This is a genomic window from Streptomyces sp. NPDC127068 (assembly GCF_042724695.1).
Taxonomy (GTDB): Bacteria; Actinomycetota; Actinomycetes; order Streptomycetales; family Streptomycetaceae; genus Streptomyces.
Window position 1 is genome coordinate 231,014 of record NZ_JBHXEN010000002.1, and the last position, 22,847, is coordinate 253,860.

Sequence of the window (22,847 nt, forward strand, 5' to 3'; positions counted from 1 at the left end):
CCACCACCGGCAGCCCCCGGCCACGGCCGAAGGAGTCCGTACCCCGGGCGCCCCCGCAATCCCGGGGGCGCCCGACGCCGGTGCTCAGCCGGTCAGCGCCGCGGACTGCTCGTCCAGGTCACGGGCCCCGCGGGCACCGCCCGGCGGGACGTCCGCGGCCGGGACCAGGAACCCCGACACGCTCCGCAGCTTCTCCCGGGTCTCCTCCAACTCCCGCTCCGGCGTGGAGTGCGCGACGACGCCCGCCCCCGCCCGCAACCAGGTGCGCCCTTCGTGCCGGTACACGCTCCGCAGCACCAGCGCCGCATCGATGGTCCCGTCGGCGTCCACCGTCAGCACCGCCCCGCTGTACAGACCGCGGGGCCCGTGCTCGCTGCGCCGGATCAGGGCACACCCCTCGGCCTTGGGGATGCCGGACGCGGTGACGGCGGGGAAGAGCGCGCCCACGGCGTCCCACGCGGTGCGCCCGGGCGCCAGGGTGCCGGAGAGCCGGGAAGCCAGGTGCTGGACGCTGCCCCGTTCCTTCACCGACATGAAGTCGTCGACGGTGACGCTCTCCGGGGCGCAGACCCGGTGGAGCTCCTCGGCCACCAACCGGACCGACATCGCGTGCTCGAACACCTCCTTCGCATCGCGGTACAACTCGGCCCGACGGCCGTGGTCCCCCTCGGGATCGCCCTCCAGGGCACGGGTCCCGGCCAGCGGCTGGGCGGTGACCACCCGGTCGTCCCCCGTGACCCGGGTGACGATCTCGGGACTGAACCCCGCCGCCTCCCAGCCTCCGAGCCGCAGCAGGAAGGAACGCGCCGGGTCGTTGCCCCGCCGCCCCTCCACATAGGTGGCGGGCAGATCGACCGGCGAGGTCACCGGCACGGTCCGCGAAAGGATCACCTTGGTGAGGCGTGCGGCGTGGATCTCCCGCACCGCCGCGGCCACGGACGCCCGGTACGCGTCGGCCCCGTGCTGCTCGATGTCCACCGTGACCCGTGCGGTGCCGCCCACCGCGCCGCCCAGGGCAGCGGCCGAACGGACCCGCCGCTCCAGGGCGTCGAGTTCGTCCGGGTCGAGGCAGCGCAGGAGCGCCGTGCCCGCGTCGAGCCGGACTTCCCGGGCCGGCACCACCAGGTGCGCCAGGGGCGCGTCCCCGGGGACGGGCGGCAACCCGTGCAGCGGATAGCTCAGCTCGAACGCGGCCCAACCGTAGGCCCGCCAGTTCCGCACGGGGACGGCGGCCAACGCCCGGTCGAGCGTCCGGAGCACCCCGCCGTCGGTGGGGAACACCCTCGACGTGCCCCCGGCGGCGTCCCGACCGGGGCCGTGGAGGGCCAGGACCGTCCGGTCGGGGTGCACGGTGACCCGGGCGTGCGCGCCTTCCGCCCAACCGACGGCGCCCCGGTCCTCGTACAGGACGTGCTCCTCGCGGGACGTCGCCGACAGCGCCGCAGCGGTGTTCAACGGCTCGCCGGTCAGCGCGATGCGACGTTCGTGGTGGGCACGGGCCTGGGTCAGCACGGCCTCACTTCCTTTCCCGGAGTCGGTCGGTCCGGCGGGACGGGGCGTTCCGCGGGGTGCGCCGGGCGGGGGAGCGGAGACGGGGGCGCTGACCGCGGCCGTCTCGCTGCGCAGGGCCCGCAGGACGTGGTCGAGTACCCACGGCGGGTCGTCGAGGAGGTAGAAGTGGCCGCCGGCGAACACCCGGGTGCCGCGGAACCGGGCGGCGACCTCTTCCCAACGGCCCCCGTCGCCCACCGGCACGCCCCGGTCGAGCGCTCCGAGGAGCACCCGGAGCGGGGTGTCGATCCGGGGCCGGTCCAGGTCGGGCACGTACCTTCCGATCACTTGGAAGTCGGCCCGGCATGGCGGCAGGATCAGCTCCCGTACACCGGGGTCGTCGAGGAGTGCGTCGGGGGTGCCGCCGCGTTCGCGCAGGTACCCGACGATGGCTTCGTCGTCGTAGTCGGCCACCGGCGAAGGGAACTCCCGGAGCCGCCGGGGGCTGGGCCGGGCCGACACGAACAACGCCGTCGGCCGGGGTCCGGGGCGGGCCTCCAACCGGCGGGTCACCTCGAAGGCGAGGGAAGCACCCATGCTGTGCCCGAACAGGACGGTCGGCCGGTCCAGCCACGGCACGAGCGCGGCCGTCGCGGTGTCCGCGAGTGCCGTCATCGACGTCAACGGGGGCTCCGACACCCGGCTTTCGCGCCCCGGCAGCACCGCCGACAGCACCTCGACCTCCGCCGGTGCGGCCCGCGCCCAGTCCCGGTAGAACGCCGGTGCCCCGCCCGCCGGGCCGAAGCACACCAGTCGGGCCGCGGCCCCGGGCCGGGGGACGTAGCGACGGAACCAGGCTTCCGGGTCCGGGGCCCGGGTGCCCCTCGGTCGCTCAGCCACGATCGGACTCCGCGAGGCCGCCGTCGTGCCCCGCCGTCGCGGCCAACCGGGCGTCGAGTTCCTCCTCGGACAGGGACTCGATCTCCAGGAAGAGTTCCGCGACGACCTCCCACCGTCCCCCGTCCGGGTCCCGGGCGGCCAGCGCACCGGCGAGCCGCGCGACGGTCAGGGAGGACAGCACGTCGTGCACCGTGACGTCCTCGGTGTCCAGGCACTCCCGCAGCAGCCCGACGACGCGGGTGGCGAGGACGGAGTCGCCGCCGAGCGAGAAGAAGTCCTCGTCCCGCCCGGGCGGCCCCGTGTCGAGCACCCGGCTCCAGACCCGGGCGATGACCTCCTCCAGGGCCGTCCTGGCGGCCTCACCGCCACCGCCGGCCGTCCGCTCCGCGGCCAGGAGCGCCCGCAGCGCCCGCCGGTCCACCTTGCCGTTCGCCGTCAGCGGCAGCTCGGCGACGACGGCGAGGAGATCGGGCAGCATGGGGGCGGGCAGTCGTTGCGCGGCCAGGTCCCGGAGTTCGGCGGCCGGGACCGGTGCGGCGCCGGTCGCCACGACGGCGCACAACCGGGGGGCGGGACCGTCGCGCAGCACCAGGGCGGCGACCCGGCGCACCGCGGGGTGGGCCGCCAACGCCGCCTCGACCTCGCCCAGTTCGATGCGGAAACCCCGCACCTTCACCTGGTCGTCCGCCCGGCCGAGGAACTCCAGGGTCCCGTCCGGCCAGTAGCGGGCCCGGTCACCGGTGCGGTACCAGCGCACGCCGTCCCGGGCCGGGAACCGGTCCGCGGTGCGCTCCGGATCGCCGCGGTAGCCGTCGGCGACCCCGGCGCCACCGATCCACAGCTCGCCCGCCACCCAGTCGGGACGGTCCCGGCCCTGGACGTCGACGACCCGGCAACGGACGTTCCGCAGCGGTCTGCCGTAGGGCACGCTGGTCCAGTGGGCCGGCACCTGCCCACCGGTCACTTCCTGGACGGTCGAGTGGACGGCGGTCTCGGTGGTGCCGCCGAGCCCGAGGAAGCGACAGCCGGGGACCCGGTCGTGCAGCCGGACCGGCAGGTCCACCCCCACCCGGTCACCGCCGAGGAGCACCGCCCGCAACGAGGTGCCGAGCGGAGTGCGTTCGGCGGCGGTCAGCAGCATGTCCAGCAGTCCCGGCACGCAGTTCAGCACCGTGACCCCGTGCCCGCGCACCAGGTCGGCCCAGCCGGCGGCGTCCGTGCGGGAGCGTTCGTCCACGGTGACGACGGCGCCACCGACCGACAGCGGAGCGAAGACGTCGAAGACGGAGAGGTCGAAGTCGAGGGCGGACAGCGCCAGCGTGCGGTCCGCGGGGCCGAGCCCCAGCCGTTCGACGAGGTCCGCGAGGGTGTTGGCGGCGGCCCGGTGGGAGACCTCGACCCCCTTCGGCCGACCGGTGGAGCCGGAGGTGAACAGCACGTACGCGATCTCGTCCGGTGCCGCGTACACCGGCTCGGGCAGCGGGCGGGGCCACCGGGCGGCCTCGTGGAACGCCAACGCCCCGGGGCCGCCGGCGCCGGCGATGACGAGGGCCGCGCCCGCCCCGTCGCGGATCGCCGCGGCCCGGACCGGCGGCTGTGCCACGCCGACCGGCACGTAGTGCGCCCCCGCCGCATGGACCCCGAGCACCGCCACCACCTGGTCCGGGCCCTTGGGCAGGCTGACGGCGACGGCGTCACCGCGGCGCACGCCGTGCTCGCGCAGCGCCCCGGCCACCCGGAGCGCCAGCTCGGCGAGTCGGCCGTAGCCGAGGGCGGGGGCGTCGCCGGACAGCACGGCCGGGGCGTCGGGCGCGACCCGGGCACGGGCGAAGAAGGCGTGGTGCAGAGGGTGTCGGGGGAGCGGTCCTTCGGTGCGGTTGGCTTCGGCGCGCACGGCCAGCCGCTCGGGGGCGACCAGCGGCCCCACCGGAACCTCCCAGGCGGTACCGTCCGCCATCCGGTCGACCAAGCCGGTGAAGGCCGTGAACATGGCCTCGGCGCTGCCTTCGGGAAGGGCGTCGGAACGTACGTCCCAGTTGACGAGCAGCCCGTCGTGCACCTCGGTGACCTGGGCGTCGAGGAGCACCTGCGGTCCCTGGGAGACGATCCACACCGGCTCGCCGAGGCAGCGTTCGACCTCGCCGCCGAAGAGTTCGCCGAGATCGAGGGCACTGGTGAACACGACCGGGGCGAGGACCTGTGCGCCCCGGTCCCGGGAGAGGTCACGCAGGACCTCGATGCCGGAGTACGAGGAGTGGGCCGCCGCCGCGTGCATCCGCTCCTGGGTGTCCCCGGCCCGGTCGGCGAAGGAGCGCGGCTCGGTGAGGTCGACGTCGAGCAGCACCGAGCCGGTGAAGTCACCGACGAGCAGGTCCACATCGGGGTGCAGCGGACGCCGGTCGAACAGGGGGACGTTCAGCAGGAAGCGGGGCTCACCGCTCCAGGCGCCGATCACCTCGGCGAAGGCGGTGGCGACGGCGACCGCGGGGGTCACCGCGCGCGCCCGGGCCCGCGCGGTCAGCGCCGTGCGCTGTGCGGGGCCGAGCCAGTGGTGCAAGCGGGTCACCCGGCCGCCGGCCCCGCTCCCCGACCCGGGGCGGGCGGGTAACTCGGGGGCGCCGGGCAGGGCGCCCAACCGGTCCCGCCACCAGTGGACGTCCCGCTCGCGGGGCGGTTCGGCGCGACGCTCGGCGAGGTACCGGGCGTAGTCGTAGCCCAGCCGCGGCAACGGGGCCCCGGGGTGCTCGTAGAGGTGCACCAGGTCGGCGAGCAGCACCCGGTAGCTGCGGGCGTCGGCGGCGAGCATGTCGACGTCCACATGGACCCGGGTGCGGCCACCGGGCAGCAGGGTCACCCGGACGTCGATCATCCGCCCCGCGGCGACGTCCAGCATCTGGTGGGAGAGACGGTCCCGGAGCCGGTCGGTCTCCTGACGTGCCTCCTCGGGGGTGGCTCCGCGCAGGTCGAGGACCGGGAGCCGGCCGTCGTGCGTCCGGGGGCCGATCACTTGCCGTCCGTCGTCGAGGACGCGGGCGCGCAGCATCGGGTGGCGGTCGACCAGGGCGGCGACGGCGACCCCGAGCCGGCCGGGATCGACGCCGGTCCCGTCGAACTCGGTGTAGAGGTGGGCGGCCACCGCACCCAGGGCCTGGGACCCGCCCCGACCCACCCAGTAGGCGTGCTGCATCAGAGCCAGCGGGAACAGCTCCGCACCGCCCGCGGCCGGTTCGGCGCCGGGCGGGGTCGATCCCGGCGCCGGCCCGCCGGTGGGCTGCGGCGGCTCGGTGGGCGGGTCCGTGCCGGGTGCCCCGGCGAGCAGGGCGTTCCACTCCGCGAGCGTCGGCCGGCGTGCCAGATCGGCGAATCCCACGTCGATGCCCGAGCGGCGCAGTCGGTTCGCCACTCCCATCAGCTTCAGTGAGTCCAGGCCGAGTTCAATGAGGCTGTCGTGGTCACCGGGCGGCTCGGCATCACCGCCGAGCAGGTCGGTGACCACATCGCGGAGGTCGTCGATGGACAGCATGAAGCGGCATCTTCCTAACACGTCGTGTGAGGGGAGCTGCGGGCGTCGGCCGTGGGCCGAGAAGGGCCTTCCGGGTGCACCGATCCATGGGCCCGAAACCGAGCGACACGGAGAACGGCCCGGACGGCCGTTCCGGTGACCCTCGGCAACGGGAGGTGTGCAACGACGGTGGTTAGGTTAACCTAACCGTGCCAGTTTGTGGATGCCGCCCAGTGCACCTGGGGCACGCACGCTCTGACGATCAGGCACCCGCGCGGAGCGTGAACCGCCCCCCGGACCAGGAGAGTCGAGCCCACGTGACGTCACACACCTCCCCGACCCCCGCCCCCCGACCCTCGGGGCTGACCCCCTGGCCCGAGGAACTCGCCACCCGCTACACCGCGGCCGGCCACTGGGACGGACGGACCCTCGGCACCCTGCTGCGCGACTGGTCCACGCGGTACGCGGACCGCACCGCGATCATCGCGGGGAGCACCCGGCTGACGTACCGTCAGCTCGATCGACGCGCGGACCGGATGGCGGCGGGCCTCGCGGAACTCGGCATCCGACCCGGCGACCGGGTCCTGGTCCAGCTGCCCAACAGCGGCGTGTTCCCCGTGCTCCTCTTCGCCCTGTTACGCCTCGGCGCCGTCCCCGTCCTGACCCTCCCCGCGCACCGCAGCACCGAGATCGGTGAGCTGGCCCGACTGTCCGGCGCCGTGGCGTACGTCATCGCCGATGAACACGGCGGCTTCGACCACCGTCAACTCGCCGCGGACATCCGGGCGCAGGCACCCGCACTGCGGTACGTCCTGGTGGACGGGGAGTCCGGACCGTTCCGCGCCCTCGCCGAGGTCGACGCCGAACCCCGGGAGCTACCCGAACCGGACCCCACGGACCTCGCGCTGCTCCTCGTGTCCGGTGGCACGACCGGGGTGCCCAAACTGATCCCGCGCACCCACAACGACTACGGTTACAACGCCCGGGCCAGCGCCGACGCCTGCGCACTCGACGCCGACACCGTGTACTTGGCCTGCCTACCGATCGCCCACAACTTCCCCCTGGCCTGCCCCGGCATGCTCGGCACCCTCGCGGTCGGCGGCCGGGTGGTGCTCGCGCCCTCCCCCGACCCGGGGGACGCCTTCCCCCTCATCGCAGCCGAACGGGTCACCCACACCGCACTGGTGCCGCCGCTGATCCCGCTGTGGATCGACGCCGCGGAATGGGACCCCGCGGACCTCTCCAGCCTGCGCGTCCTCCAGGCCGGCGGCTCCAAACTCCCCGCCGACCTCGCCCGGTCCGTCCCCGACGCCCTGGGCTGCGCCGTGCAACAGGTCTTCGGCATGGCCGAGGGACTGCTCAACTACACCCGCTCCGACGACACCCCCGACCTGGTGGCCCGCTCCCAGGGCAGGCCGCTCAGCGCGGACGACGAACTGCGCATCGTGGACCCCACGGGCCGCCCGGTGGCCCCCGGCGAGGTCGGCGAACTCCTCGTCCGCGGCCCGTACACCCTGCGCGGCTACTACCGCGCCCCCGAGGTCAACGCCACCGCCTTCACCCACGACGGCTACTACGCCTCCGGCGACCTGGTCCGGCAACTCCCCTCCGGACACCTGATCGTCGAGGGCCGGGTCAAGGACACCATCGACCGCAACGGCGAAAGCGTGTCCGCCGAGGAGGTGGAGGGCCAGGTGGCCGCCCACCCCGAAGTGCGGCGCTGCGCCGCGGTGGGACTCCCCGACCCCCGCGGAGGAGGGGAACGGATCTGCGCGGTGATCGTCCCGGCCGGCCCGCGGGCGCCGACCGTGCAGGGGCTGCGCGCGTTCCTGACGGAACGCGGCCTGGCCGCCTACAAACTGCCCGACCGCGTCGACGTCGTCACGGACCTCCCGCTGACGGCCATCGGGAAGATCGACAAGCGGGCCCTGCGCACCCGGTTGACCGCGACCGACCGCGGCTGAACCGGCGGGGCGGGGCCCCACGGAGCCCCGCCCCGCCGGCTACCGCCACCCCCCGGTGCGTTCGTCCAGCACCTCCATGACCTTCCGCAGCGCCGCCGGGTCGAGCACCCCGTCGTGGTCGTCGGCGACGGTGTGCACCTCGACCACGCCGTCCGTGTGGACGGCCCACTCCTCGCCCCGGCGACCCGACGCGGCACGGAAGTGCAGGAGCGTGCCCCGGAAAGGCTCCGGTGCGAACGCCGCCGACCGCGCCGCGGCGGCGGCGAGGTTGGCGGTCATCGCCCGCACCGTCCCCTCGGGGAGCCCCAGTCCCGCCACGCCCGCGGCCACCGCATCGGCCGCCGGCCCGGCGGTCCCCGGTGCGGCACCGTCCGCCCCGGGATAGCCGTCCAGCACCGCGAGCAGGTCGACCCGCTCCCCGCGGTGCTGGAGACGGCAGGCGAGCGCCTGGGCCAGCACGCCCCCCAGGGACCAGCCGAGCAGCCGGTACGGGCCGTGCGGTTGCGCCCGGGTCAGGGCGGCCAGGTACACGTCCACCAACTCCGACAGGGACCGGGTCGGCTCGCCGCCCGTGAGGTCGGGCGCCTGGAGCGCGTGCACCGCCACCTCCTCCGGGACCCGGCCCAGCAGCGACGCGTACCGCCAGCCCAGCCCGGTGGCGGGCGCCGGGCACCACAGCGGAGCCGGACGGTCCGCGGACTCCGCGCCGGGGGCCGCCCGGAGCGTGCACACGACGTCCAGGCCCGTGCCCGGGCCGTCCGCGCCGCGCAGCAGACCGGCCAGGGACATCGGCGTCGGATGCCGGAACAGGTCCGCGACGGCCACCGGACGCCCGGTGACCCGCTGGAGCCGGTCCCGCAGCCGCACCAGCAGCATCGAATGCCCACCCAGGTCGAAGAAGTCGTCCTCGATCCCCACCTGGGGCAGCTCCAGGACCTCCGCGAAGGCCGCGCACACCCGTGCCTCGACCGGGTCCCGCGGGCCCCGCCCCTCCCGCGGCACGGGCACCGACGGCGCCGGCAACGCCCGCCGGTCGACCTTGCCGTGCTCCGTCAACGGGAGCGCGGGCAACTCCACGTACACCGAAGGCACCATGTAGTCCGGGAGCACCCTGATGAGCCGGGCCCGCAGCGCCGCGGCATCGAACACCGCCCCGGCGGCCATCACCGCGTAGCCGACGACGTGACGACCGCGCGGGCCGTCCCCCCGGACGTCCACCGCGGCCTGGAGCACCGCCGGATCGGCGGCCAACGCGGCGGTGACCTCCCCGAGTTCGATGCGGAAGCCGCGGATCTTGACCTGGTCGTCGGTGCGGCCCAGGTAGTCGACCGTTCCGTCCGGCATCCACCGCGCCAGGTCCCCGGTGCGGTACATCCGGGTGCCCGGACCGCCGAACGGATCGGCCACGAACCGCTCCGCCGTGAGTGCCGCCCGACCGAGGTACCCGCGGGCCAGACCGGCCCCCGACAGGTACAGCTCACCGATCACCCCGGCGGGCACCGGGTGGAGCCGACCGTCGAGCACCCGGGCCGCGGTGTTGGCGGTCGGCCGCCCCACCAGGGGGCGTTCACTGTCCACCACCCGTGCCGCCAAGGCGTCGACCGTGCACTCGGTGGGCCCGTACAGGTTGAAGCCCGAAGTCCCGGCGAGCGACCTGAGGTCCTGCCACAGCGGCGACGGCACGGCCTCCCCGCCGACGCCCAGCGCCAACAGCGCACAGCGCCCGTCCCGCACCAGGCCCGCCCCGACCAACTGCATCGCGTGCGAAGGGGTGACCTCGATGAAGTCGATCCCGTGCGCGGCGACGAACTCCACCAACGCCTCGGGGTCGCGCACGGTCTCCTCGGTGACCAGGTGCAGCGCATGTCCGTCCAGCATCCACAACTGCGGCTGCCAGGAGGCGTCGAACGCGAACGACCAGGCGTGCGCCACCCGGAGCGAGCGCCCCCCGGCAGCGGCGACGGTCGGCCGGTACAACAACGCACGGTGACTGGCGAACAGGTTGGCGATGCTGCGGTGCTCCACCACCACGCCCTTGGGCAGCCCCGTCGACCCGGAGGTGTAGATGACGTAGGCGGGATGTCCCGGCAAGGGGTGCGGGAGCGCACCGCCCTCCGGCTCGGGCCCGTCGTCCGCCAGGGCCTCCTGGACCTCCGACGCGTCCAACAGCAGCTCGGCGGGCCGCTCCCCGGTGGTCGGTACGGCGTCCCGGCCGGTCGACCCGCTGGTGGTGATCAGCAGCCGGGGGCGTGCGTCGGCGAGGACGTGCGCGATCCGGCCGCTCGGGTAATGGGGGTCGATCGGCACGTAGGCGCCGCCCGCCCGCACCACCGCGAGCAGGGCGACCACCGTGTCGGCCGTCCGGGGGAGCAGGAGGGCCACGGTGACCTCCGGACCGACCCCCCGCCCCCGCAACAGCCGGGCGAGCCGCGCGGTGCGCCGATCCAACGCGGCGAACGTGTACGAGGTCCCGCCGCACACCAGGGCCGTCGCACCGGGCGTGCGCGACACCTGGCGTTCGAAGAGGGCGACCAGGGTCGTCGCGGGCCCGGCGACGACCTCGCCCTGCCAGTCGACCAGCACCCGGCGGCGCTCCTCGACGGACAACAGGTCCAGGGAGCCGAGGGGACGGTCCGGGGCGTCGGTGACCGCTTCCAACACCCGGAGGAAGCGGGTCGCCACATTGCTGACGGTCCCGGCGTCGAACAGATCGGTGCTGTACTCGACACCCAGCCGCATGCCCTCGCGGCCGTACTCCTCCACCACCTCGAAGGTCAGGTCGAACTTGGCGGTCCCCGACTCCAACGGCTCCTGCGCCACGACCAGCTCACCGAAGGTCAGGTCCACGGCCGGTCGGGCCTGATGGCTGAGCATCACTTGGAACAGGGGATGGCGGGCCATCGACCGGGCCGGGTTGAGCAACTCCACCAGACGCTCGAAGGGCACGTCCTGGTGCGCGTAGGCGGCGAGGTCGACCTCCCGCACCCGGGCCACCAGCTCCCGGAAGCCCGGATCGCCGGAGGTGTCGGTGCGCAGCACCAGCGTGTTGGCGAAGAACCCCACCACCTCGTCCACGGCGTCGTCACCGCGGCCCGCGATCGGCGTCCCGAGCGGGATGTCGGTGCCCGCGCCCAAGCGCGTCAGCAAGGCGCCCAGCGCGGCGTGCAGCACCATGAACACACTGGCGTCACAGCGGCGGGCCAGGGCGCGCAGCCGCCGGTGCAGCGCGGCCGGGACCTCGGTCACCACGGTCGCACCCCGCAGGCTCGGCGCGGCGGGCCGCGGACGGTCGGTGGGCAGCGGCAGTTCCTCGGGCAACCCCTCCAGCGCCTTGCGCCAGAAGTCGGACTGCCGGCTCACCAGGCTCTCCGGATCCGACTCCGCGCCGAGCACGGCCCGTTGCCACAGTGCGTGGTCGGCGTAGCCCACGGGCAGCGGGGCGAAGTCCGGCACGTCGCCCCGGCCGCGCGCGGTGTACGCCGCGGCCAGGTCCTGGAGCAGCGGGAGCGCCGACCAACCGTCGGCCGCCACGTGGTGCAGCACCAGGAGCAGCACGTGCTCGCCCGGACCGACGGTGAACAACTGTGCACGGAACGGCACTTCGGCGTCGATCCGGAACGGGCGCGCCAGTGCCGCCGACAGCAGCGCCCCCAGCCCCGCCGGGTCGGTCGCGGTGACGTGCAGGTCGGGGCGGGCCCCCTCCGCGTCCAGGACCACCTGATGGGGCACCCCGGTGTCCTCGGCCAGGACGGTGCGCAACGCTTCGTGCCGATCGCTCACGTCACCGAGCGCACCGTGCAGGGCCGCCCGGTCGAGGGCGCCCGTGAACCGCGCCGCGAAGGCCATGTTGTACGCCGGGTTCGGGCCCTCCAGACGGTACTGGAACCACATGCGGGCCTGGGCGAAGGACAGCGGCAACGGATCGGGTCGCACCGCTGCCCGCAGCGGCGGCCTGGTGCTGGCGGACCCCAGGGTCAGGGCCAGCGAGGCCACGGTGGGCGCGTCGAACACGTGGCGCAGCGGTAGCTCGGCGCCCAGGGTGGAGCGCACCCGGCTGGCGAGCCCGGTGGCGAGCAGCGAATGCCCTCCGAGGTCGAAGAAGTCGTCGTCGATGCCGACCTCGGGCACGCCGAGGACCTCGGCGAACAGGTCGCACAGGATCTCCTCGGTGGGGGTACGGGGCCGCCGGCCGGTGCCGGTGCCCGTGCCCGGTTGCGGCGCGGGCAGCGCGCGGCGGTCGAGCTTCCCGCTGGGCGTCAACGGCAGCGCGTCCAGCACCACCAGGGCCGTCGGCACCAGGTGCTCGGGCAGCGAGGCGGACAGCGCCCGCCTCAAGGCGGTGGGCTCGGGTGCGGGCCCCGAAGACCCGGTGACGTAACCGACGAGGACGGCCGCCCCGTCCGCGCCCAGGTCGGTGCGGGCGACCACCACGGCCTCCCGGACCGAGGGGTGCGCGGTCAACGCCGCCTCGACCTCCCCGGGCTCCACCCGGAAGCCGCGGACCTTCACCTGGTCGTCCGTGCGGCCCAGGTACTCGATCACCCCGTCGGCGCGCCGCCGCGCCAGGTCCCCGGTGCGGTACATACGGGTACCGGGCGGGCCGTAGGGGTCCGCGGTGAAGCGCTCCGCCGTCAGCCCCGTGCGGCCGAGGTACCCGTACGCCAACTGGCGGCCGGCGAGGTACAGCTCCCCGGGGACCCCGTCCGGCACCGGGCGCAGTGCCGCGTCCAGCACGTGGACGGAGGTGTTCCACACCGGACGGCCGATCGGCACGTGCGCGGCGGGGCCGGCACCGGAGCTCGGGCAGGGCCACGCGGTGACGTCCACGGCGGCCTCGGTGGGCCCGTACAGGTTGTGCAGTTCGACCGTGCCGCCGTACACCTGGTGGAAGCCGTCGACCAGGTCCGGGGGCAGGGCCTCGCCGCTGCACAGCACCCGCACCAGTCCCGTGCAGCCGGCGGCCTCCGGTTCCGCGGTGAACGCCCGCAGCATCGACGGCACGAAGTGCGCGGTGGTGACCCCGTGCTCCCGGATCAGCCCGGCCAGGTACCGCGGGTCCCGATGGCCCTGCGGACGGGCGACCACCACGGCCGCCCCGGTGATCAGCGGCCAGAAGAACTCCCACACGGACACGTCGAAGCTGGACGGGGTCTTCTGGAGTACCCGGTCAGCGGGGGTGAGCCGGTACTCGGCCTGGGCCCACGACAGTCGGTTGACGATCGCCGAGTGCGGCACGACCACGCCCTTGGGGCGACCGGTGGACCCGGAGGTGTAGATCACGTACGCCGGGTCGCCCGGACCGGCGGCTCGTACCGGGGCGAGGCCGTCGGGGTCGTCGTGGGCGGCGTCCGCAGGGTCGTCCCACACCAGCACGGAGGTGCTGCCGCCCGCCGCCGGATGCGCGCCGGAGCCGTCGGTGACGAGGGCGACCGGGCGCGCGTCGGCGAGCATGAAGGCGATCCGGTCCGCCGGATAGTCGGGGTCCAACGGCAGATAGGCGGCGCCGGCCCGCACCACCGCGTGGAGCGTGACCACCAGCCCGGCGGACCGGGGGAGCGCCACCGCCACCACCGTGCCGGGTCCGGCCCCGTGTCGCACGAGCCGGGCGGCCAGCGCCCGGGCCCGGGCGTCCAGCTCCGCGTAGCTGAGCACGTCGTCCGGACCGATCACGGCGGTGGCCTGCGGGCTACGGGCCACCTGGGCGGTCAGGAGATCGGCGAGGGTGGCGTCCGGCACCGCGTGCGCGCCGCCGGTGACCGTCGCCCGTGCCACCTCGTCCGGTCGGAGCAGATCGATCCGGCCGAGCGGAAGGTCAGGGGTGGTCGCGAACGCCTCGAACGCCCGGCGCAACCGCTCGGCGATCGACTGCACCCGGGTCCGGGTGACGGCGTCGGGGCGGTACCCGAGGCTCAGCCGCAGCCGGCGGCCCGGCAGCGCGGTCAGGGCCAGCGGATAGTGCACGTCCTCGTGGCCGTCCGCTGCCAGCAGGCGCAGTCCCGGGGCGAGTTCGGCGAGGGAAGCCGGATCGAAGGGGTAGTTCTCCACCACGGCTAGGGTGTCGAACAGCTCCCGTCCGCCCGAGGCCCCCTGGATCTCGGCGAGCCCCAGGTGCTGGTGCGCCACCAGCGCCGACTGCTCCTCCTGGAACCGGGCCAGCGCCGCGGCGTAGTGCTCGGCCGCCTCCCCACGCACCCGCACCGGAACCGTGTTGACGAACACGCCGATCATCGCTTCCACGCCCGGCAGGTCGGCGGGCCGGCCGGACACCACACCGCCGAACACCACGTCCGTGCGTCCCAGGGTCCGCGCGAGCGTCAGACCCCAGGCGCCCTGCACGACGGTCCCCAGGGTCAGCCCCCGCGACCGGGCCAGGGCGGTCACCGACCCGGTCAGCTCCTCGGTGAGTTCCACGACGAGCCGACGCGGACGGACGCCGACCGCAGCGGAGGAATCGGGGGCGATCAGGGTCGGTCCTTCCCGCCCGCGCAGCGCTTCCCGCCAGGCGGCGACCGCTGCGGGCCGGTCCTGGGAGGCCAGCCAGTCGAGGTGTGCCCGGGGGGACGCGCCCGGTGCCGGCGCACCGCCCGCACCCGGTGCGTACAGCGCGAACAGCTCCCGCACCAGCAGGGGTTGTGACCAGCCGTCCAGCACGATGTGGTGATTGGTGACCACCAGCCGGTGCGACTCGTCCGCCAGGGTCAGCAGCCGGAACCGCACGAGGGGCGGCCGGCCCGGGTCGAAGCCCCGTGCGGCATCGGCCTCCGTCAGCAGGGCCGCTGCGCGGTCCCGCTCGGGGGCCGACAGCGGGCGCAGGTCGTCGTAGGTCCAGTCGACGGCCACCCGGGACGGGACCAGCGCCGCGGCCTTGCCCCGCCGGTTGCGACGGAACGCCGCGCGCAGCCCCGGCCAACGGTCCAGCAGCGCCTGGGCGGCCGACCGCAGTGCCCGCTCGTCCACCGGGCCGCGCAGGGTCAGGCAGAGTCTGCCCACGTACACCCCGCGGGCGGGGTCGTCGAACTCCGACCGGAACAGCAGGCCCTCTTGCAAGGGCGTCAGCGGAAGGATGTCCGCCAGCTCGGATCGGGCCGTCACGCATGCCTCCAGTCGGCTTCGAAGTCGTCGATCTCTTCCTGGGACAGGGCGATGAGGGAGAGGTCGGAGGGCGTCCACCCACCCGCGTCGGCGGTGGCGGCATGGGCCGTGATCCCCCTCAGATGGGCGAGCCAGCCCGCCGCGAGTTCCGCCACCCCGGCCGGGTCCAGGACCTCCGCCGTGTACGACCAGGCGGCCGTCAACCGCGGCCCGTCGGGGCCCGAGGTGACATGTGCGTCGATCTCCAGGGCGTGACCCAGTGCGAGCGTCGGGGGCACCCGGTGGAACAGGGCGTGCGCGCCGGCGACCGGCTGCCACGGTTCGGCCCGCTCGCCGGAACCACCGAACCGGCCCAGGTAGTTGAAGGCGATGTCGGGAGTGGGCAGCGCCGCGAGCGAAGCGGCCGTGTCCGGGTTGAGGTGGCGCAGCGCACCGTACCCGAGGCCCCCGTCGACGGGGGACCGCAGCTGCTCCTTGACGGTCTTGAGGGCCTGTCCGGCCGCCGGGCCGCCGGACCGTGCGTCGGCGAGGTCCACGGCCCCGGGGTCGAGCCGCACCGGATGCACGGTGGTGAACCAGCCCACCGTGCGGGACAACTCGGCGTCGCTGTCCGCGACGGCTTCACGGCCGTGCCCTTCGAGGTCGATGCTCAGCGCCCGCCTTCCGGCCGTACTGGTGGTGCGCCGCCGTTCGGCGACCGCCAGGGCAAGGGCGGTGAGCAGGACGTCCTCGGTGTTCGCGTGGAAGGCGGCCGGCACCCGGGTCAGCAGCGCTTCGGTGTCCTCGGGGCCCACCGTCACCGTGTGGCGCTCCAGCGTCGCCGCGGTGTCCCGTAGCGGGTCCAGCGCCACCGCGGTCAGCCGGGTCGTTCCGCTGACCGCGGCGGCCCACTGGTCCGCCCGGTCGACGGTGGCCGGCCGCCGGGCGTAGTCGCGCAGCACCCCGCTCCACGTCCGTAGGGAGGTGCCCTCGGGCGCCGGCTCCTCGCCCCGCCAGGCGGTGGCGAGGTCGTCGCACAGCACGCGCCAGGACACTCCGTCGACCACCAAGTGATGGATGGACAGGGCGAGTTGCCCGGTTGCCCCGCTGGTCCTTGGCGGCCACCAGAGCGCCTGCACCATGACCCCTTCCGCCGGCCGCAGCCGTGCACCGGCCGCCGCCGTCTCCTGCTGGTGATCACCCTGTGCGAGCCGGAGGAGGTCGGTGGCGCGCGGGGTGCCGGGCGCGGGCACGACCAGCTCCCAGCTGCCGTCCGGCGCCACCGCGAGACGGGCCCGGAGCGCGGGGTGCCGATCCAACACTGCCTGGAGGACGGCCTCCAGCGCAGCGCGGTCCACCCCGGGCGGCGTCGTCAGCGTCATGCCCTGGCTGTAGTCGTCCACCAGCGGTCCGACGTCCCCGGGGCGGGGTGCCTTCGACGCCGTGGCCAGCTCCCGCAGCCGGGCGACGATCGGCGTCTCCGCGATCCGCCCGAGCCCGTCGTCCGCCCGCACCACCGCCCCGGTGCGATCCGTCAGGGGTACGGCCACCGCGGCCAGCGCGGCCGGCGTCTGGTGCCGGAACACCTCACGGGCACCGACCGTCCATCCCGCGGCCCGGGCCCGGGAGACCAGTTGCAGGGCGATGATGCTGTCGCCCCCCAGCGCGAAGAAGTTGCCGTCCGCGTCCACCTCCGGCCGGCCGAGCAGCGCGGCGAACAGGTCGCTGAACAGGCGCTCCGCCGCGTTGGCGGGTGCCCGGCCGACTCCTTCGGGCAGTACCGGCACGGGCAGCGCCGCCCGGTCCAGCTTGAGGTTCGCGGACTGCGGCAGCCGCTCCATCGGCACCCACAGCGCCGGCACCATGTGGTCGGGCAGCAGCGAAGCGGCGTGCGCCCGCCAACCGTCCGGGTCCGCCGACCGGCCGGCCGCGGGCACCACGTAGGCGACCAGCCGGCGCGAACCGGGCACGTCGTCCCGGGCGAGCACGGCGACCTCGGCGACCCCCGCATGACGTCCGAGGACGGCCTCGATCTCACCGAGCTCGATGCGGAAGCCGTGGATCTTCACCTGGTGATCGGTGCGGCCCAGGCACTCCAACTCCCCGTCGGCGGTCCAGCGGGCCAGGTCCCCGGTGCGGTACATCCGGGTGCCGGGCCGTCCGTACGGGTCGGCCGTGAACCTCTCGGCCGTCAACCCGGGCCGCCCCAGATAGCCGCGGGCCAGGCCCGCGCCCGCCAGGTACAACTCCCCGGGCACCCCCGGCGGCACCGGGTGCAGTCGGCCGTCCAGCACGTACGCGGTCGCGCCGCGGACCGGGCGCCCGATGCGGGGCGGGCCGTTCCCCGTGACCTCGGCGACCACCGAGTCCACGGTGCACTCGGTCGGACCGTAGAGGTTGTACGCGGTGGTCGTGGGGTGCGCCGCGAGCGTGCGCCACAGGGCCTCGGGCAGGGCGTCCCCACCCGGCCCGAGCAGCGCGGGCCGGTGCCGCCCTTCGTCCAGCAGCCCGTGGGTGACGAGCTGCTGGAGCTGGACGGGGGTGAGCCCCAGGTAGTCGAGGCGTTCCGCGGCCACGTACGCGGCGACCGCTTCGGCGTCCGGGTACGTGGCCTCGTCCAGGACGTGGAGCTCGTGACCGCCCACCAACAGGACCACCGGGTCGAGCGAGGCGTCGAAGGCGAAGGAGGCGAGGTGCCCGGCCCGCAGCCGCCTCCCCCCGACCGCGTCCACTTCGGGCGGGAAACGCGTGGAGGTGTGCGCGGCGTACAGGTGGGCGAGGTTGGCGTGGGTGACCACCACGCCCTTGGGGCGTCCCGTCGAACCCGAGGTGAACAGCACGTACGCGGCGTCGTCCGGCCTCGCCCCAGCCAGCGGCCCCCGCGCACCCTCCGGCGCTTCGGCGTCCACCAGCACCACGGGCACCTCGGGGCACACCGGCAGCGACGGGGCCAGGGCGCGGGTGGTGAGGAGGCAGACCGGGGCCGCGTCCGCCAGCATGCCCGCGAGCCGGTCCACCGGATGTCCGGGGTCGAGGGCCAGGAAGGTCGCACCCGTGCGCAGCACCCCTAACAATGCGGGGACCATCGAGTGGCGCGGCAACGCGAGCGCGACGATGCGGCCGGGGGCGGCGCCCCGTGCTGCGGCCCACCTCGCGAACCGCTCCACCCGGGCGTCGAGCTGGGCGTAGCTGAGCCGTTCGCCCGCGCCGCCCCGACCACCGAGGACGAGGGCCGTCGCACCGGGTGCGTACCGGACCCGCTCGGCGAACACCTCGTGCAACAGCGGCACCACCGGCGCGGGCGCTGGCTCGGCCAGCAGCACCGCGCGTTCCGCTGCGGTCAACAGGTCGTGGTGGGAGAGCGGCAGGTCCCGCCGGTCCACCGCGGCGGCCAGCAGCCGCAGCAGCCGGCCGGTCAGCCGCTCCACGGTGTCCGGGTCGAACAGGTCCGCGCTGTACTGAGCGAATCCGGCGACCGCGTCCGGGTCGTCGTCCGGGTCGAAGCCCTCGATGAAGGTGAGACTCAGATCGAAGGTGGTGGTCCCGGCCGACACCACCTCGGGCCGGCTGCGCAGTCCCGGCACGGGCAGTTCGGACGCGGTGCCCGACTGGTGCACCACCATCACCTGGAACAGCGGGTGCCGGGCGGTGGAACGCGGTGGGTTGACGATCTCGACCAGCCGCTCGAACGGGAGGTCCTGGTGCTCGAACGCCGCGACGGCGGTCTCCCGGACGCGGTGCAGCAGGGTCGCGAACGACGGGTCGCCACGGACGTCCGTACGCAGCACGAGGGTGTTCACGAAGAAGCCGACCAGGCCGTCCAGCTCCTCGGCCGACCGCCCGGCGACCGGGGTCCCGAGCGGGACGTCCTCCCCGGCGCCGAGCCTGCTGAGCAGTGCGGCGACCGACCCCTGGTAGACCATGAAGGGGGTGACACCGAGGTCGGTGGCGAGGCTCCGCACGCGGCGGGCCGACTCCCCGTCCACGGTGAACCGGACTGTACCGCCCCGATAGGAGGACTCCGGGGGACGGGTCCGGTCCGTCGGTAGCCGCAACTCGGCGGGCGCCCCCGTCAGTTCCCGTTTCCAGAAGGCAGCCTGACGAGACGTCACGCTCTGCGCATCCTCCGCCTCGCCGAGCAGCTGCCGCTGCCACCGGGCGAAGTCCGGATAGCTCACCGGCAGCGGCTCCCACCCCGGCGCCTCGCCGACCCGCCGCGCACGGTAGGCGCGGGCGAGGTCGTTCACGAGCACCGGCAGGGACTGCCCGTCACCCGCGATGTGGTGCAGCAGCAGGAGCAGCACGTGCTCCTGCGGCCCGGACGCGAACAGGGTGACGCGCAGCGGCGGTTCCTCCGCGAGCGCGAACACGTGTGCGGCGGCCTCGGCCAGGGACTGCGCCATCCGTGCGGGCGCCACCGCGCACAGCCGGAGGCGGGGCCCCTGCTCCGGCGGCAGGACCACCGGCGAGGCGGTCCCGTCCCGGCCGTGGAAGACGGTGCGCAGGGTGGCGTGCCGGGTGCCGACATCGACCACTGCGGCGGCCAGGGCCGCCCGGTCCAGCGGGCCGCTGATCCGCAGGGCCGTCGGGATGTTGTAGGCCGCGCCCGGCTCCTCCAACTGGTGCAACAGCCAGAGCCGTTGCTGGGAGAACGACAGCGGTCCTGGCCCGTCTTCTTCCCCTGAGCCCGGTGAAGCCGCCGCATCCGTCGAGGCCGTGAGGGCGGGCCGGGCGCCGGCATCGGTCGCCGCCCCCTCCGCGTCGAGGAGCCGGGCCAACCCGGCGGGGGTGCGCGCATCGAAGAGCGCGCGCAGGGGCGGGCGCACCCCGAACGCGTTCTCGATCCGGGTGAGCAGTCGTGCCGCGAGCATGGAGTGCCCACCGAGCAGGAAGAAGTCGTCGTCGGGCCCGACCTCCGGAACGTCCATCACCGCGGCGAACAGCGCGCACAGCCGGGTCTCCGTCGCGGTCGCGGGTGCCCGACCGGCGGCCCGGGCGTACACGGGGGCCGGTAACGCCTTCCGGTCCAGCTTCCCGTTGGCGGTCAGGGGCAGCCGCCCGAGGGCGACGACCGCGGCGGGCACCAGATGGTCGGGCAGCCGTGCCGCCAACCGTGCGCGCAGCAGCTCGGGATCGAGTGCCGGGGCCCCCTCGGCGGGCACCACGTAGGCCACCAGCCGAGGATCGCCGGGGGTGTCCTCCCGTGCGATGACGGCGGCCTGGGCGATGCCGTCGGCGCGTCGCAGCAGGTGCTCGACCTCGCCGGGCTCGACGCGGAAGCCACGGATCTTCACCTGGTGGTCGACCCGCCCCAGGTACGTGAAGACTCCGTCGGTGGTCCAGCGCGCCAGATCACCGGTGCGGTACATCCGCCCGCCGGGCGGCCCGAAGGGGTCGGCGACGAACCGCTCCGCGGTGAGTCCGCGACGGTCCAGATAGCCGCGGGCCAGCCCCTCGCCCGTCACGTACAACTCGCCGGGCGAGCCCGGCGGCACCAGGTGCATCCGGTCGTCCAACAGCCGCAGCGCCGTGTGGTGCACCGGCCCGCCGATCGGTACGAGGGCGCCGTCACGATCCGGACGGCAGGCCCACAGGGTGGCGTCGACGGTGGTCTCGGTCGGCCCGTACGAGTTGAACATCCGAGTGGTGACCGCCCAGCGACGCATCAGCGCGGCGGGGCACGCCTCACCCGCGACGACCAGGGTGACGCCGTCGGGCAGCGCGTGTGCGTCGGGCAGGGTGGCCAACACCCCCGGAGGCAGGGTCAGATGGGTGATCGCGTGCCGGGCGCAGAATGCGGCGAGCGGCGGCCCGAGCCGCTGCTCCGCGGGGACGACGGCGAGCGCGCCACCGGTCAGCAGGGCCATCGTCCACTCCCACACCGAGGTGTCGAAGCTGAACGAGGCGAATTGGAGCACCCGGGAGCCGGGCCCGGCACCCAACTCCCCGGACATGGTCGACACCAGTGCGGACAACCCCGCGTGGGTGACCACCACCCCCTTGGGTCGGCCCGTCGATCCCGAGGTGTAGATGAGGTAGGCGGCGTGTGCGGGCTCCGCGGGGAGCAGCGGCGCGCGGGTGCCGAGCGTGGCGCGGGCCCCGTCGTCGACGAGGAGCCGTGGGGTGGCGTCCCCGGCGAGCCGGGCCGCGGACCCGGCGTCGGTGACCACCAGGTGCGGCCGGGCGTCGGCAAGCATCAGGGCGATCCGGTCCGCCGGGTACTCCGGATCGACCGGCAGGTAGGCGGCGCCCGACTTCAGGACGGCGAGCGCCGCCACCAGGAACCCGCCCGAGCGCGGCAGGGCCACGGCGACCACTCGTTCGGGCGCCGCGCCCAGTGCGGCCAGCTCCCCGGCCAACGCCTCGGACCGCGCGTCCAGTTCGGCGTAGCTGAGCCGGTGCACCGTCCGGTCGGGGTCACCGTCCTCCCAGCTGAGGGCCGGGGCGTCGGGGGCTTCGCGAACCCGCTGGCGGAACAGCTCCGGCAGGGTGCCGCGCGGTGCCGTCGGGGCCTCGCCGGTCCAGTCGGCGAGCAGGCGCCGCTGCTCCTCCCCGTCGATCGGCGCGAGGTCGCCGAGTGGAGTGTCCGGTGCGTCGAGCGCCGCGTCCAGCAGGCGGGCGAACCGGTCGAGCAGCCCGGCCACGGTGTCCGGCGCGTACAGGTCCCGGCGGTAGGTGGTGTCCAGGGTGAGGGTGCCCGCGGTGTCCAGCACCGCGGAAACGGCGAGGTCGAAGGCGGCGCCGCCACCCGCTACCGGCCGGTCGGCGAGCTGGACACCGGGCAGGTCGAAGCCCTCCCACACATCGCTGCGCAGCGAGAACATCACGTCGAACAGCACGTGGTGGCCCGGGGCGCGCTCGGGGCGCAACTCCTCCACCAGGGTGTCGAAGGGCACGGCCTGATGGGCGTACGCGCCGAGGCACCGCTCGCGGACCTGCCCGAGCAGCGCCCGGAAGGTGGTGTCGGGACCGGCCGTCGAGCGGAGCACCAGGGTGTTGCCGAAGTTGCCGACGAGCCCCGCGGCGCCGGGTGCGGACCGCAGCACCGCGGGTGACCCCACCAGGACGTCCGGTGCGCCGGAGAACCGGTGCAGCAGGGTGTGGAACACGGCGAGCAGGGCCATGAAGGGGCTGACGCCTTCGGCCCGGCACCCGGCGTGCAGGCGCTCGCGCAGTTCGGCGGGGAGGGTACGGACCAGTCGCCCGCCCTCTGCGGTCCGGGTGGGGGAGCGGGGGAAGTCGGTGGGCAGCGGAAGCGGCCCGGGCGGGTCGGCGAGAGCGGTGCGCCAGTGGTCCAGATCGGCCTTCGTCCAGGGCGTCCGACGGGTCTCGGCGTGCGCGAGGTCGGCGTACTGGACGGTCGGTTCGGGTGGTTCCGCACCCCGGTGGAACGCGGCCACCTCATGCAGCAGGACCTGCCAACTGCTGTCGTCCCAGGCGATGTGATGGGCGACGAGCACCAACACGTGCAGCCGGGGTGACAGTTGCAGCAGCTCGAACCGGACCGGGGCGTCCTCCGTCAGGTCGAAGGGCCGGTCGGCGAGTCGGGAGGCGGCGGCGTCCACCGCCGCCTCCCGCCGTTCGACGGGCGTGTCCGTCAGATCGGTCAGGGTCACCGGCACGACGGTGCGCGGCAGGAACACCTGGAACGGCACCCCGTCCTCGTCCACCCGGTAGACCGTGCGCAGTACGTGGTGGCGTTCGGCGGCGCTGCGCAGGGCGTTCACGAACAGGGCTGCGGCGAGGTCACCGGACAGGCGCACCGCCACGCACACGTGGTAGGCGGTGCTCAGCGGATCGAGTTGGTGCAGCAGCCACATGCGGCGTTGCGGTGGGGAGAGCGGCGCGGGTCCTTCGGTGCGGTGCGCGGGAGTCACGGGTGAACCGGTCCTGCCCTGTTGCCTCGCCATACCGCGGGC

General features: G+C 74.8%; 5 protein-coding genes. 1 reads left to right on the forward strand and 4 read right to left on the reverse strand.

Annotation, left to right across the window (positions count from 1 at the left end; genetic code table 11):
- Window positions 1-84: 84 nt before the first annotated feature.
- Window positions 85-2,391: a salicylate synthase gene (locus tag ACFWIA_RS02055; protein ID WP_386999457.1), complete on the reverse strand. Its 2,307-nt coding sequence runs from the start codon at window positions 2,389-2,391 to the stop codon at window positions 85-87.
- Window positions 2,384-5,914 (reverse strand): amino acid adenylation domain-containing protein, encoded by a 3,531-nt coding sequence (locus ACFWIA_RS02060; protein WP_386999459.1) that lies wholly within the window; start codon window positions 5,912-5,914, stop codon window positions 2,384-2,386. Before ACFWIA_RS02060 ends, ACFWIA_RS02055 begins: the two co-directional genes overlap by 8 nt.
- A gap of 296 nt (window positions 5,915-6,210) precedes the next feature.
- Here ACFWIA_RS02060 and ACFWIA_RS02065 point away from each other — a divergent pair, with 296 nt between their 5' ends.
- Window positions 6,211-7,857: a (2,3-dihydroxybenzoyl)adenylate synthase gene (locus ACFWIA_RS02065; protein ID WP_386999461.1), complete on the forward strand. Its 1,647-nt coding sequence runs from the start codon at window positions 6,211-6,213 to the stop codon at window positions 7,855-7,857.
- A gap of 39 nt (window positions 7,858-7,896) precedes the next feature.
- Here the strand turns inward: ACFWIA_RS02065 and ACFWIA_RS02070 are convergent, their stop codons facing one another.
- Together ACFWIA_RS02070 and ACFWIA_RS02075 are read right to left on the reverse strand one after the other, a co-directional pair.
- Window positions 7,897-14,949, reverse strand: a complete 7,053-nt coding sequence (locus ACFWIA_RS02070; protein WP_386999463.1) for an amino acid adenylation domain-containing protein — start codon at window positions 14,947-14,949, stop codon at window positions 7,897-7,899.
- Window positions 14,946-22,805: an amino acid adenylation domain-containing protein gene (locus tag ACFWIA_RS02075; RefSeq protein ID WP_386999465.1), complete on the reverse strand. Its 7,860-nt coding sequence runs from the start codon at window positions 22,803-22,805 to the stop codon at window positions 14,946-14,948. The genes ACFWIA_RS02070 and ACFWIA_RS02075 overlap by 4 nt, the downstream gene beginning before the upstream one ends.
- Window positions 22,806-22,847 lie beyond the last annotated feature (42 nt).

Excerpts from the sequence above, each read along its gene's own strand:
- ACFWIA_RS02060 (WP_386999459.1), bottom strand. The coding sequence starts at position 5,914 with ATGCTGTCCATCGACGACCTCCGCGATGTGGTCACCGACCTGCTCGGC.